The organism is Oceanimonas pelagia, assembly GCF_030849025.1.
GTDB lineage: Bacteria > Pseudomonadota > Gammaproteobacteria > Enterobacterales > Aeromonadaceae > Oceanimonas > Oceanimonas pelagia.
The window spans coordinates 100,476-113,299 of sequence record NZ_CP118224.1 but is presented as its reverse complement, the minus strand read 5'-3'; the positions used below and the strand labels follow the sequence as shown (position 1 = coordinate 113,299).

General features: G+C 63.7%; 12 protein-coding genes and 1 pseudogene. 12 read left to right on the top strand and 1 reads right to left on the bottom strand.

The genetic code is table 11. The annotated features are described in order from the left end of the window. Positions 1-12: 12 nt before the first annotated feature. The gene (locus PU634_RS00525) at positions 13-258 is read right to left on the bottom strand and encodes a DUF2960 domain-containing protein (protein ID WP_306762140.1); all 246 of its coding nucleotides are present in this window, start codon (positions 256-258) and stop codon (positions 13-15) included. Positions 259-354: 96 nt separating this feature from the next. Here PU634_RS00525 and PU634_RS00520 point away from each other — a divergent pair, with 96 nt between their 5' ends. The 12 genes and pseudogenes from PU634_RS00520 (at position 355) to PU634_RS00465 (ending at position 12,802) form a co-directional block, all read left to right on the top strand. After that, complete coding sequence (locus tag PU634_RS00520) at positions 355-2,202, top strand: sensor histidine kinase (protein WP_306762139.1); 1,848 nt, start codon at positions 355-357, stop codon at positions 2,200-2,202. Then, positions 2,199-3,554, top strand: a complete 1,356-nt coding sequence (locus tag PU634_RS00515; RefSeq protein WP_306762138.1) for a sigma-54-dependent transcriptional regulator — start codon at positions 2,199-2,201, stop codon at positions 3,552-3,554. The genes PU634_RS00520 and PU634_RS00515 overlap by 4 nt, the downstream gene beginning before the upstream one ends. A gap of 60 nt (positions 3,555-3,614) precedes the next feature. Then, positions 3,615-4,040 (top strand): OsmC family protein, encoded by a 426-nt coding sequence (locus PU634_RS00510; RefSeq protein WP_306762137.1) that lies wholly within the window; start codon positions 3,615-3,617, stop codon positions 4,038-4,040. A 422-nt stretch (positions 4,041-4,462) separates the two neighbouring features. Then, positions 4,463-6,667 (top strand): TRAP transporter permease, encoded by a 2,205-nt coding sequence (locus PU634_RS00505; protein WP_306762136.1) that lies wholly within the window; start codon positions 4,463-4,465, stop codon positions 6,665-6,667. A 9-nt stretch (positions 6,668-6,676) separates the two neighbouring features. After that, on the top strand, positions 6,677-7,126 hold the full coding sequence (locus tag PU634_RS00500) for a universal stress protein (protein ID WP_306762135.1): 450 nt from the start codon (positions 6,677-6,679) through the stop codon (positions 7,124-7,126). Positions 7,127-7,175: 49 nt separating this feature from the next. Continuing rightward, entirely contained in the window at positions 7,176-8,168 is a 993-nt protein-coding gene (locus PU634_RS00495; protein ID WP_306762134.1) for a TAXI family TRAP transporter solute-binding subunit, read from the top strand. A gap of 100 nt (positions 8,169-8,268) precedes the next feature. Continuing rightward, on the top strand, positions 8,269-8,829 hold the full coding sequence (locus PU634_RS00490) for a TetR/AcrR family transcriptional regulator (protein ID WP_306762133.1): 561 nt from the start codon (positions 8,269-8,271) through the stop codon (positions 8,827-8,829). A 72-nt stretch (positions 8,830-8,901) separates the two neighbouring features. Beyond that, positions 8,902-10,266, top strand: coding sequence for a hypothetical protein (locus PU634_RS00485; protein ID WP_306762132.1), 1,365 nt, complete (start codon positions 8,902-8,904; stop codon positions 10,264-10,266). A gap of 91 nt (positions 10,267-10,357) precedes the next feature. Then, entirely contained in the window at positions 10,358-10,666 is a 309-nt protein-coding gene (locus tag PU634_RS00480) for a BufA1 family periplasmic bufferin-type metallophore (protein WP_306762131.1), read from the top strand. Positions 10,667-10,681: 15 nt separating this feature from the next. Continuing rightward, positions 10,682-11,470 (top strand): annotated as a pseudogene (gene bufB / locus PU634_RS00475) (MNIO family bufferin maturase); the annotation flags it as partial. 91 nt (positions 11,471-11,561) lie between these two features. Then, positions 11,562-12,323, top strand: coding sequence for an HvfC/BufC N-terminal domain-containing protein (locus PU634_RS00470; RefSeq protein ID WP_306762129.1), 762 nt, complete (start codon positions 11,562-11,564; stop codon positions 12,321-12,323). Beyond that, positions 12,320-12,802: a DoxX family protein gene (locus PU634_RS00465; RefSeq protein WP_306762128.1), complete on the top strand. Its 483-nt coding sequence runs from the start codon at positions 12,320-12,322 to the stop codon at positions 12,800-12,802. Before PU634_RS00470 ends, PU634_RS00465 begins: the two co-directional genes overlap by 4 nt. Positions 12,803-12,824 lie beyond the last annotated feature (22 nt).

The following is a 12,824-nucleotide window of genomic DNA, read 5'->3' as shown; positions in this document are numbered from 1 at the left end:
ACTAAATCGGTATTACTCTTCCCGGAAAATGGTGATCTGGCTGAAACCCAGCTTGCGGAAGTATTCCTCCCGAAATTCCTTCATGGTTTTTTTATCGTTGCGGCTGATATTGGCCAGCTGATCTTCCATGCAGCGAAACTCCGCCAGGTTCAGGCCCTCGGCGGCGGCAATGGCATCATAAATGCTGTGGTGCTTGTCGTTGGCGTAACCTATCTCTTTTTGCTGCTTGCGGTAGTGGTAACGAATGCGAAAGGCCATGAGGTGCTCCGTAAAAGGCGCCATTGTCGCTGCAAACCGTGCTCAGGCTCAAGAGTGCGGCCAACATCACGCCAATTCGGCTCCGCAAGGCGCATAATGCCGGCCATCATGAGCCAGAATACGCCGCCTTCCCTTACCCGCCTGCGCCGCCTTGCCCTGCCGCTGCTGCTGTTGCTCGGCACCCTGCTGGTGGCCGGCGGGTTATTCTGGCACGCGCGGGAGCAGGGGCTGGCGCAGATCCGTCAGGATGCCGAGGCCAGCCTGGGTCGCTATATCATCAACCTGCGCCACCAGCTGGCCCGGCACCGGGATCTGCCCCGTCTGCTGGCGGCCCAGCAACAGCTGAAAGCCCTGCTTACCGATCCCCACAATGCACGCAAGACCGACGCCGCCAACCGCTACCTGGCCTGGGTCAACGCCACCATGGGAGCCACCGACAGCTACCTGATCAACAGCAACGGCCTCACCCTGGCCGCCAGCAACTGGGATCACCCCCGGCCCTTTATTGGTAACGACTACAGCTTCCGGCCCTATTTTCAGCAGGCCATGGAAGGCGGCCAGGGCCGTTACTTTGCCCTGGGCAACACCTCAAGAGTACGGGGATATTTCTTTTCCGCCCCGGTGCGCGAGGCCGATCAGATCATCGGCGTCACCGTGGTCAAGGTGGACCTGGAAGACATTGAAGACAGCTGGAACGATGCCCTGCAGGACATTCTGGTAATGGACGAAGACGGCGTCATCTTTATCTCCACCCGCCATGACTGGCGCTTTCGCCTGCTGCCGCAAACCGGCGCCCTGACACCGGCTCCGCAATTGCTGGCACGCATTGAAGCCAGCCGTCGCTACGAAAATGCCGAGGTCAGGCCGCTGCCGCTGCAACACAGGGCCATGACTGCCAGAGGCAACCAGTTGCTGACGCTGGATGGCCAGGATGCCGCCGGCCACTACCTGCTGGTGAGTGAGCTGCTGCCGGAAGCGGGCATGCGGGTGGCGGTGCTGGCCAACCTGAGCCCGCTCAAGTCACGCATTGCCCGCACCCTGATCACGGGGCTGGGGGCCTTCTGGGCCAGCGTCGCCCTGCTGCTGTTTCTGCGCGCCCGCCACCGCATGAAGCTGCGCCACGAACGCGAGCTGCAACAGGCTCATGCCACTCTGGAGCGGCGGGTAGAACAACGCACCCAGCAGCTGACCGACAGCAACCGGCGGCTCAAGCAGGAGGTGGAGCAACACCGGCAAACCCAGAATCAGCTGGTGCAGGCCGCCAAGCTGGCGGTACTGGGTCAGTTGTCGGCGGGCATCAACCACGAGCTGAACCAGCCGCTCACCGCCATTCGCCAGTTCGCCGACAACGCACGCAAGCTGCTGGAACGGGGCCGCATCGAGGCAGCAGCGGGCAACCTGGAAGAAATTGGCGGCCTGGCGCAGCGCATGGCCGCCATTTTGCAGCCCCTCAGGGAATTCGCCCGCCAGCGCGATGCCGGCGGTGCGCAAACCCGGCTTGAACAGCTTCGCCGCGGCGTCATGGTGCTGATGGGCGGCGAGCTGGAAAAACGCCAGGCCGTGCTGCACTGGCCAACAACGCACGATGCGCTCGCGGTAACCGGTGATCCGGGCCGGCTGGAGCAGGTGCTGGTCAACCTGATCGGCAACGCCCTGCAGGCCATGGCCGGCGAGCCCGAGCCACGCATCGACATTAACGTGTCCACCAGCGCCGGACGCGTCATCATAGCGGTGCGCGATCACGGCCCCGGACTGAGCGAGCAGGTGCTGGCACATATCTTTGAGCCCTTCTTCACCACCAAGTCCACCGGACTGGGGCTGGGGCTGTCCATCTCTCACCGCATCGCGGAAAGCCTGGACGGCGAGCTCACCGCCGCCAACCACCCGCAGGGCGGCGCCGTCTTTACTCTTGTGTTAAACCGAGCCGACAAGGAGCCTGCATGACCTCGCCCCACATTTTGCTGATCGACGATGACGCCGCCATTCGGCGCTCCGCCGGCCAGACCCTGGAGCTGGAAGATTATGACGTCTGTGCCCTCGACAGCGCCGACAAGGCGCTGTCGCTGATAACCGAAGACTTTGCCGGCATCGTCATTACCGACATCAATATGCCGGGCACTTCCGGGCTGGAACTGCTGGAGCGGATCGGCGCCATCGACGCCGACATTCCGGTGATCCTGATCACCGGCTTTGGCGATATTTCCATGGCGGTAAGCGCCATCCGCAACGGTGCCTACGACTTTATTGAAAAGCCCTTTTCGTCGGATCTGCTGCTTGATGTCGTGCACCGGGCCCTGGAGAAACGCGCCCTCACCCTGGACAACCGCCGCCTGCGCCAGGAGTTACAGGCCCAGAGCGCTCCCGGACCACGCATTATCGGACGCTCAGCCGCAGTGCAGGAGCTGCGCCGGCTGGTGCAGACGGTAGCGTCCAGCCCGGCGGACATTCTGCTGATGGGAGAAACCGGCTCGGGCAAGGATCTGCTGGCCCGCTACATTCACGAACACAGTCCGCGCCGTGACCAGAACTTTGTGGCCATCAACTGCGGCGGCATGCCCGAAAGCCTGATCGAGTCGGAGCTGTTCGGCCATGAGAAGGGCGCCTTCACCGACGCCCGGGAAAAGCGCATCGGCAAGTTCGAGCATGCCCACGGCGGCACCCTGTTTCTCGACGAAATCGAAAGCATGCCCATGAGCCTGCAAATCAAGCTGCTGCGGGTACTGGAAGAGCGGGCCATCGAGCGGCTGGGCTCCAACCGCCTGATCCCGCTGGACATTCGCATTGTGGCCGCCACCAAGGCGGATCTGCGCGCCCTGGCCGATGCCGGCGAGTTCCGGGAAGACCTCTATTACCGGCTCAACGTGGTGCGCATCGACATTCCGCCCCTGCGTGCCCGCCCGGAAGACATTCCCCTGCTGTTTCAGCATTTTGCCCTGCTGGCCTCGGCCCTGTATGAACGGGAAATCCCCCCCCTGTCGGCGGAGCGGCTGCATATGCTGATGAGCCACAACTGGCCGGGCAATGTGCGCGAGCTGCGCAACCTGGCGGAGCGCTACGTGCTGCTGGGCGAGGCCTGCTCCTTTGATCTGGACAACCACCTCCAGCACGACAGCCCGGTCTTTGGCCAGGGGCTGGCGGCCCGGGTCGATCAGTTCGAGAAAACCCTGATCCAGACCGAGCTGGCCCGCCACGGCGGCTCCATCAAGCACACCCTGGAAAGCCTGCAACTGCCGCGCAAAACCCTGTACGACAAAATGAAAAAACACGGCCTCGACAAGAACGACTACAAGGGCTGAACCCGCTTGCTTTTTACTCTGGCGGCCTTAATATAAGAAAAAACTAAATTAGAGGTTGCCATGAACATAAAGCGCTACAGAGTAAACACCAAAATGACCGATGGCTGGCAGGTGCGGGCCGAAGTGGGCAAGCATCGAATGGTGATCGACCAGCCGGCCGCCGGCGATACCGGCCCCAACCCGCTGGATACCTTTCTGTTTGCCCTGGCCGGCTGTGTGTCCACCATCGCCAAAATGACCGCCCGGGAGCAGGGAGTTGAACTGCGCGGCATTGAGGTGGAGGTGACCGGCGAGATCAATCCGGCAGGGCTGGCCGGCAAGCCCAGCGACGACCCGGTGGGCTTCAGGCACATCGACATTCAGGCCGACATAGATGCCGATCTCGACGAGGCCGGGAAACAGGCCTTTCTTGACCTGGTGTGCGCCCGCTGCCCGGTACACGACAACCTGCTGCGCGCCACCCCGCTCCGCCACCAAAGCCATTAATCCCCCAATGGGTGGAATTCCACCCATTGGGTTCGGCGCTGCCGCGAAAGCGGCGGAATTTAATCCGTCATGCCCTCATAGGGAGGGTGTCCCGGGCACGCTGTACCTGTCCCCTGCGTTGTCTGCCGACCCACACAGGTCCCGTCTCCGCCTTCGCGGTGAATAACGCTCCTTCGCGGAGACGACGAGGGTGAGCGGCCCGTACCGTGAATGGGTGAAAACCCGCTCATGGCCCCTTGCAGATGGGGGGATTTCCACCCATTTTCACACTCCCCTGTGGCCATGCACCGCCATTGTTCCTTCCCAGTTCCCCTTTTGGTGCGGGATCCGCCGGCATGCACCAAAGTTGGCCTGCCTCTTGCTAACAACATGTTAATAAAAACGGCAGCCTGTTGGCGGCCAGTGAACAATGAGGTAAAGGAATGTCACAACAGCAACAACAGTCCCTTGATGGACTCAGCCCGGAAGAGCAGAAAAAGCTCAAGGAGCTGATGGAAAAGGACGCCAAAACCGAGCGCAAACTCACCGGGCCCTGGGCCTGGCTGGTAGCGGCGCTGGCCGCCGCCATGGTGGCCCTCTACTTTTATGGTGCCGGCGTGGCCGCACTCAGCACCCAGTATCACCTCGGCATTTATGTGCTGATCACCTTTGTGCTGGTGTTTCTGCTCTACCCCGCCGGCGGCCGCACCGCCCATGCCGGCCTGTCGCTGGTGAGCGCCGCCCTGCTGGCCCTGCTGGCGGGCTGCTTTGTCATCTACGACTCGCCCACCGCCCTTTACCAGCAATTCACCCTGTTCAAGGAGACCTGGGAATACGACGGCCTGAGCGTGGCGCTGGAACAGGATGCCGACCGGCTGCCCTATGTGCTGGCCCTCATCCTGCCCTTTGCCGCCCTGATGCTCCCGCTGGATCAGTGGCTGAGCCGGCGCAACGGTAACAGCCCCACCGCCAGCGACGTGGTGCTGGCGCTGATGGTGGCGGGCACCGTGCTCTACTGGATCAGCCAGTTCGAGGCGCTCAACTACCGGGCCGGCGCCGAGAACGAGGTGGACATGCTGGTGAGCGTGGTCGGCCTGCTGCTGTCCCTGGAGATCTGCCGCCGGGTGCTGGGCTGGTCCATCACCCTGATCGGCGTGGGCATGATCGCCTTTGCCCTGTTCGGCCCTTACCTGCCGGAGCTGTTTGCCCACCGGGGCTTTCGTTTCGAACGCCTGGCCACCGCCCTGTTCCTGACCACCAACGGCGTGTTCGGGGTCATGGCCAACGTGCTGGCCACCTATGTGATTTTGTTTATCTTTTTTGGTGCCTTTTTGCAGAAGTCCGGCGCCGGCAAGTTCTTTATCGATCTGCCGCTGGCCATGGCCGGCCGCTCCACCGGCGGTCCGGCCAAGGTGGCGGTGATCTCTTCCGCCCTGTTCGGATCCGTGTCCGGCTCCGCCATCGCCAACACGGTGTCGTCCGGCGCCTTCACCATTCCCATGATGAAGCGGGCCGGCTTCAAGCCCCACGTGGCCGGCGCCATCGAGCCCGCCGCCTCCATCGGCGGCATGTTCCTGCCCCCCATCATGGGCGCCGGCGGCTTTCTGATGGCCGAGCTCACCGGTACCCCCTATTCCACCATCATGATCCTGTCCATCGGGCCGGCCATTCTGTACTTCCTGGCGGTGTACTGCATGGTGCACTTCGAAGCCAAAAAACACGGGCTGGTGGGTGTACAGGGGGAAGAGATCCCCCACTGGAAAACCGTGTTCAAGAGCGGCTGGTACTATGCGTTGCCGCTGGTGATCATTACCGTGCTGCTGCTCACCGGCCGCTCCGCCGGCAACTCGGCGTTCTGGGCCACGCTGTCGTGCATTGCGGTGAGCTGGGTCAACAAGGACACCCGCATGGGGCCGAAAGAGATCTGGGAGGCCATTCAGGTGGGCGCGCGCAATACCCTGATCGTGGGCGCCACCATCGGCGTGATCGGCGTCATTGTGGGCACCATCTCGCTCACCGGCATGGGCCTCAAGTTCTCGGATCTGATCATCTCCATGGCCGGCGACAGTCTGTTCATGGCCCTGGTGCTGGTGGCCATCGCCTCGCTGGTGCTGGGCATGGGGGTGCCGGTGACCGCCGCCTACCTGATCGTGGCCGTGCTGGCGGTGCCGGCACTGGGCGAGTTCGGCGTGTCGGCCATCGCCGCCCACATGATCGTGTACTGGCTGTCCCAGGACTCCAACATTACCCCGCCGGTGTGCGTGGCCGCCTATGCCGGCGCCGCCATTGCCGGCTCGGATCCGTGGAAAACCGGCTGGACCTCGTTCAAGTTCGCCAAGATGCTGTACGTGATGCCGCTGCTGTTCGCCTATGTGCCGGCCATGCTGCTGGACGGCACTTGGCTTGAAATCATCACCGCCTTTGTTTCCGCCACCCTCGGCACCCTGGCCTTTGGCGCCTTTGCCATGGGCTACCTGCGCCGCCAGACCCGCGTGCACGAGTGGTTGCTGCTGGGCGCCGGCACCCTGCTGCTGTACTGGCCCACCTTTGTGTCGGATATCGCCGGCCTGGCGCTGGTGGCCCTGGTGTGGTGGCTGCAGCGCGAAGGCAGCGCCCGCTCCGCCGTTAACCACTCCAACGCTCATTAAGGAGAGCCCATGTCACGGATTACCCACATACTCTATGCCACCGACTTCTCCGAGGGCGCCGCCGGGGCGGCGTCCCTGGCGCGGGAGCTGGCCGAGGCTCATGGCGCGCGGCTGCATCTGCTGCATGTGATCACCGAGCTCGACAACCGCCACCGCCGCGGCATTCCCGCCAGCGTGATGGACGCCTTTACCAGGGAGGTGAAAACCCAGGCCATGAGCGATCTGCACGCCTTCAAGGAGCGTCATTTTCAGGGCCTGGCGAACGAGCTGACCACCGAGCTGCGTCTGGGCCACGGCGCGGACGAAATTCTGGCCGGTGCCGACGCGTACGGCGCCGATCTGATTGTGCTCGGCACGCAAGGCCGGCGCGGCATGGAAAAGTGGCTGCTCGGCTCCACCGCCGAGCGGGTGCTGCGCCAGTCTCGCATTCCGGTACTGACCGTGCCCGAGCGTGACTGACACCGATTCACCGGAAGACCATAAACACAACGACAATGAGGAAATGATCATGACCAAGCACAGCAAGTCCTTTCGTGTTCTGACCACCCTGGCCGTGGCCACCGTCGCCAGCCTGGGCACCACCGCCCCTCAGGCCCAGACCGAACGACTGGCCTTTTCCGGCGGCCCCGACGGCGGCACCTTTCAGTATTTCTCCAACGGCATTTCCACCCGCCTGTCCCGTACCCTGGACGGCGTGGAAGTGTCCAACATGGCCTCTGCCGGCTCGGTGGAAAACCTGCGCCGGGTGAATTCCAGGGACGCCGACTTCGGCATCGTCTATTCCGGCGACATGTTCCTGGGCCTGAACGGCAAGCTGACCAACGACACCCGCAAATACCGCAACGCCAAGGCGGTATCCTACCTCTACGGTGCACCCGCCCACCTGATCGTGCTCGATGGCTCCGGCATTACCGAGGTCTCCCAGCTGGAAGGCAAGAGCGTGGCCGTGGGCCCGGCCGGCTCCGGGGCCGCCGCCTCGGCCCAGCGCTTTTTTGAAAGCGTGGGCCTGTGGGACAAGATCACCCCGCAATACATCGGCTACAACCAGGGCGCCTCGGCCCTGGGAGATCGCCAGATTGACGCCCTCTGGGTGTTTGCCGGCTTCCCCAACGCGTCCGTGATCCAGGCCGCCTCCAGCAACGACATTCGCCTGCTGCAGGTGCACGAGGCCGCAAGCGCAGGCACCCTGTTCCAGGATCACCCCTACTACGCCGAAGTCACCATTCCCGCCGGCACCTACCCGGGGGTGGACTACGACGTGGTCACGGTACAGGATTCCGCCCTGTGGGTAGCCGGACGGCACCTGTCCGCCGAGCAGGTGGCCGACAGCCTGAAGCAAATCTACTCCGAAGAAGGCCTGACCTTTATGCGCTCCGTGTCCCAGGCCGCCTCCGCCATGAGCATTGACTCCGGCACCCTGGGCATAGTGACCCCGCTGCACGACGGCGCCAAGGCGTTCTGGACCGAGCAGGGTAAAACCCTGACCGAGCAGCAACAGTAAGCTGCCGGCGCATCGTGTTAATAACAACGGGCCCATGAGGGCCCGTTTTGTTTTGTCCCGCCTTCTATACTGAACAACAGTCTTTCAACCGGAGCGCACCATGACCCACCCAAGCGCCGAACGGGATGCCCTTCTCGACACCGCCCTGCACCTGGGCCTGCACCGGGGCTGGCACAGTTTCAGCCTGCGCGAGCTGGCCGAGGTCCGGGAGCTGCCCCTGGCGACGCTGAACCGGCACTTTCGCTCCCGGGATGACCTGGCCGAGGCCCTGTTTGACCGGGCCGACGACGCCCTGCTCGGCCTGCCGCTGGACCCGCAAGAGCCCATGCGTGAGCGGTTGCTCACCGGCATCATGGTCTGGCTCGACTACCTGGCGCCCTATCGCCCGCTGGTGAAGGAAATGCTCGGCTACAAGCTGGAGCCCGGCCACCTTCACCTGCAGGCTCACGGCATTACCCGCATCAGCCGCACCGTACAGTGGCTGCTGGAAGCCGCCGACTGGCAGGCCACCGGCTGGCGCCGCAGTGCCGCCGAAGTCACCCTCACCGGCATTTATCTCACCGCCGTGGCCAGCTTTGTGGTGGACACCAGCGACAACCTGCACACCACCCGCACCCTGGTGCACGGCCTGCTCGGGCGCAGCGGCCGGCTGCTGCAATAAACCCTTTAAAGGCCTTTCCGGCCGGCGTAGCATAATCACAACATGCTGGTTTAACTGGGAAAGCCATATTTCGTGATCACCGCTGAACGCAAGGACGGCCACACCCTCAGGCTCTCGCGCATTTTGCGGGAAGCCACCGAGCACCGGCTCGATCTCTATTTGTTCGTGCCCGGCGAGCTGGGGCTGAACAGCCATGTCATACCGGAAGAGAGCTTTTACCATCACGCCATTCACACCAGCCGCACCTACTTCAGCGACCGCCCTCTCCTGCCGCTGGTGCACAGCCGGCTGGCGGAGCGGGGCAAGCTCACGCCCGAACAATACCGGCTGAGCCTGAGCCTCTACGGCTACCAGTATGTGGTGGGGCTGGAGCAGTCCTGCCACGATCTGCGCCACCGCATGGAAGAGGTGGAGCTGGCCGAAGTGGAAGCCGTGGTGGCCCTGGCCCAGGACATTCTCGGCCGGCTGCGCCGTCGGGTGCCCAGTGACGATACGCTGCGCAAGTATTACGCCAATATCGACAATTATGTGTCCTGGTTTACCGAGCAGCGGCTGCTGTCGCTGGTGGCCCACCTGCCTCGCAACGGCGACTACCGGCACGTCAAGTCACTGCTGCTGGAGGTGTGCGCCGTTGAACGCCGGCACCGCATCGACAACCAGTACAACACCGCCCACAGCAGCGACTCGCTGTCGCGTATTTCCAACAAGATGCGGCTGCTGCGCCGGCTGATCGAATATCCGGTGACCCTCAAGGAAAAAACCCGGGAGCTGGGTGGCGGCGAGCAGAAGCTGCTCAAGGCGGCGGTCACCGCCGTGGTGATGACCACGGTGTCGCTGGCCGCCTACGAGGTGCGTGAAACCCTGGGCGGCATCTCCATGATGGTGATCTTCGCCCTGGCTCTGCTGTACGCCCTGCGCGAGCTGTTCAAGGACGATCTGCGCAACACCCTGTGGCGCTGGCTGCGCAAGGGCCGGCCCAAGTGGCGGCGGCAATACTTTGACGTGCACAGCGCGCAGCCGGTGGGGCGCCAGCTGGAATGGTTCGACTACCAGCGTCCGTCACGGGTGCCCGAGGAGGTGCGCGCCGTGCGCCGGGCCAACATCAGCCAGCGGGAAGAGGTAGTGATGCACTACGGCAGCCACTCGCGCATGCTGCCCACCCGTTTTCTCACCGGCTATGAACAGACCCGGGAGAGCCTGCAGCTGGATCTGGCCCTGCTGGCACGGCTGATGGAAAAGGGCTCCCATCATGTTTACCAGCTGAAGGACAATCAGGTTTCCCGTCAGCCGGTGGAAAAACGCTACCTGCTCAACCTGGTTACCCGGGAAGTGCAGGGCCAGAAGCCACCGGTGCTGCAACGCTGGAAGGTGGTGGTCAGCCGCTCCAAAATCGTGGAGGTGGAGGAAATTCCCCGCCCCACAAAAAACGAAAAATAGTTGTAAGAATCCCGCCGTGTCCTTCGACCAAGAAAACAGAAAGACGGTGATACGCCGCCTTTCTTTTATCACTTACAGAAGGATACTGATTATGAACAAGGTCAACACCGCCACCACCCTCGCCTTTGCCCTGAGCACCGCCCTGGCCGCTTCGGGCACCGCCTTGGCCGACAACCATGCCGGCGCCGAGCACGACATGGAAAAATGCTACGGCGTGGCCCTGGCCGGCCAGAATGACTGCGCCGCCGGCCCCGGTACCACCTGCGCCGGTACTTCAAAAACCGACTATCAGGGCAACGCCTGGAAGCTGGTACCCGCCGGCACCTGCCTGGAAACCGACTCGCCCACCTCGCCCACCGGCAAGGGCCAGCTGGACGCCTTTGAAGAGGTCAAGGCCTGAGGCTGAGGAGGCACCATGACCACTGCCCTGAACACGGCACCGGCGGGTGCCTCCCGGCTGCCGGCCATGGCCGGCCTCGGGCTCAAGCTGCAGCACGCCGAAGAGATACTGGCCACCCGCCCCGAGCTGGGGTTTGTGGAAATTCACGCCGAAAACTTTATGGTTGAGGGCGGCCCGCGCCATCACTGGCTGGGCCGTCTGCGTGAACGGTATGCCCTGTCGGTGCACGGCGTGGGCCTGTCGCTGGGGGGCATGGACCCCCTCGACGAGGATCATCTGACCCGGCTGGCCAGGCTGGTGGCCCGCTACCAGCCCGAGGCGGTGTCGGAGCACATCGCCTGGGCCGGCTTCGGTGGCCGCTATGCCAACGACTTGCTGCCTTTGCCCTACACCCCCGCCAGCCTGCAACGGCTGTGCGATCACGTGGACCGCGTGCAGCAGGTGCTGCACCGCCCCATTTTACTGGAAAATCCCGCCACCTATCTGCGTTTTGCCGAGTCCACAATGGAGGAGGCCGATTTTATTCACAAGGCGGTACGCCGCACCGGCTGCGGCCTGCTGCTGGATGTGAACAATGTGTATGTGTCGGCGGTTAATCATGACTTCGACGCGCACGACTACATAACGGCCCTGCCCCTGGATCGGGTGGGCGAGGTGCACCTGGCCGGCTTTGACGAGCAGGCCGATGACAGCGGCGCCCGGCTGCTGCTCGACAGCCACGGCAGCCCGGTGGCCGAGCCGGTATGGGCGCTGTACCGCGAAGTGCTGGCCCGCACCGGCCCGCTGCCCACCCTGCTGGAGCGGGACAACAATGTGCCCGCCCTCAGCGCGCTGCTGGCGGAAACCGGTCATATTCAACGATTGCTGGGCCAGGCCGGCCAGCGGGAGCGCCGCCATGCATAATGCCTTTCTTCACGCCCTGCTCGATCCGGCCCTGCCGGTGCCCGCCGGGGTCGCCGCTCACCCCGGCCAGCGGGCCCGCTTCAACGTGTATCGCAACAATGTACGGGTCTCGCTCACCGAGGCGCTGGCGGCACTGTTTCCGGTGTGCAAACAGCTGGTGGGCGACGACTTTTTTAACGCCATGGCCGGTATTTATATCGAACAGTCACCGCCGTCATCGCCGCTGCTGACCGGCTACGGCGACAGCCTGCCGGCGTTTATCGAGGGCTTTGCTCCCGCCAACCGCCTGCCCTGGCTGGCCGACATGGCCCGGCTGGAGCTGCTGGTGCAACGAGTGCAGCATGCCGCCGACACCGAGCCGGTCACCGCCGACCGGTTGCAGGCATTGCTGACCGATCCGGAGCGCCTGGCTCGCCAGGGTTTGCAGTTGACGCCTGCCTGCGCCCTGCTGCGTTCGGCCTTTGCGGTGGCTTCCATCTGGCTGGCACACCACGGCGAAGGTCGCCTGCAGGAAATTCGCACCGCCACACCGGAAAACGTGCTGGTACTGCGGATTGGGCTGTCGGTCAGGCTGCTGCGCCTCGCTGACGCCGACGCCACCTTTATTGAGTGCCTGCGGGCAGGCGCGCCCCTGGCAGCCGCCCTGGAGCACAGCCTGCAACAGCAGGCAGATTTCAATCCTGCGGCCATACTGCAGGGCCTGCTGGAATGGCGGGCCGTGACCGGATTTATTACGCAAGGAGACGCCTCATGACCTTTACCCAACGGTGCTGCCGGCTGCGGGCCTCGCTCAACCGCCTGCCCCATTCCCTGCTCGCCCTGCTGGGGCGGTTCTCCATCGCCGCCGTGTTCTGGCGCTCGGGCCAGACCAAGGTGAACAACTTCAGCCTCGATATCGTCAGCGGCGAGTTCAGCCTGGGGTGGCCCAGTCTGAATCCGTCGGCGGTGTTTCTGTTTCGGGAAGAATACCGGCTGCCGCTGCTCTCCCCCGAGCTGGGGGCGCTGCTGGCGGCCACCGCCGAGCATGTGTTTCCGCTGCTGCTGCTGCTGGGGCTGGCTACCCGGTTGTCGGCACTGGCGCTGCTGGGCATGACCCTGGTGATCCAGGTGTTGGTGTACCCGGGAGCCTGGCCGCTGCATGGCATCTGGGCCACGGTACTGCTGCTGCTGATCGCCCGCGGCCCCGGTGTAGTGTCATTGGATCATTGGCTAACTCGAGGACGTTGTGATTAACTTGCAGTCATACCCCCAGACT

Excerpts from the sequence above, each read along its gene's own strand:
- PU634_RS00470 (WP_306762129.1), top strand. The coding sequence starts at position 11,562 with ATGCATAATGCCTTTCTTCACGCCCTGCTCGATCCGGCCCTGCCGGTG.
- PU634_RS00465 (WP_306762128.1), top strand. The coding sequence starts at position 12,320 with ATGACCTTTACCCAACGGTGCTGCCGGCTGCGGGCCTCGCTCAACCGC.
- PU634_RS00495 (WP_306762134.1), top strand. The coding sequence starts at position 7,176 with ATGACCAAGCACAGCAAGTCCTTTCGTGTTCTGACCACCCTGGCCGTG.
- PU634_RS00505 (WP_306762136.1), top strand. The coding sequence starts at position 4,463 with ATGTCACAACAGCAACAACAGTCCCTTGATGGACTCAGCCCGGAAGAG.
- PU634_RS00490 (WP_306762133.1), top strand. The coding sequence starts at position 8,269 with ATGACCCACCCAAGCGCCGAACGGGATGCCCTTCTCGACACCGCCCTG.
- PU634_RS00510 (WP_306762137.1), top strand. The coding sequence starts at position 3,615 with ATGAACATAAAGCGCTACAGAGTAAACACCAAAATGACCGATGGCTGG.
- PU634_RS00500 (WP_306762135.1), top strand. The coding sequence starts at position 6,677 with ATGTCACGGATTACCCACATACTCTATGCCACCGACTTCTCCGAGGGC.
- PU634_RS00520 (WP_306762139.1), top strand. The coding sequence starts at position 355 with ATGCCGGCCATCATGAGCCAGAATACGCCGCCTTCCCTTACCCGCCTG.
- PU634_RS00515 (WP_306762138.1), top strand. The coding sequence starts at position 2,199 with ATGACCTCGCCCCACATTTTGCTGATCGACGATGACGCCGCCATTCGG.
- PU634_RS00525 (WP_306762140.1), bottom strand. The coding sequence starts at position 258 with ATGGCCTTTCGCATTCGTTACCACTACCGCAAGCAGCAAAAAGAGATA.
- PU634_RS00480 (WP_306762131.1), top strand. The coding sequence starts at position 10,358 with ATGAACAAGGTCAACACCGCCACCACCCTCGCCTTTGCCCTGAGCACC.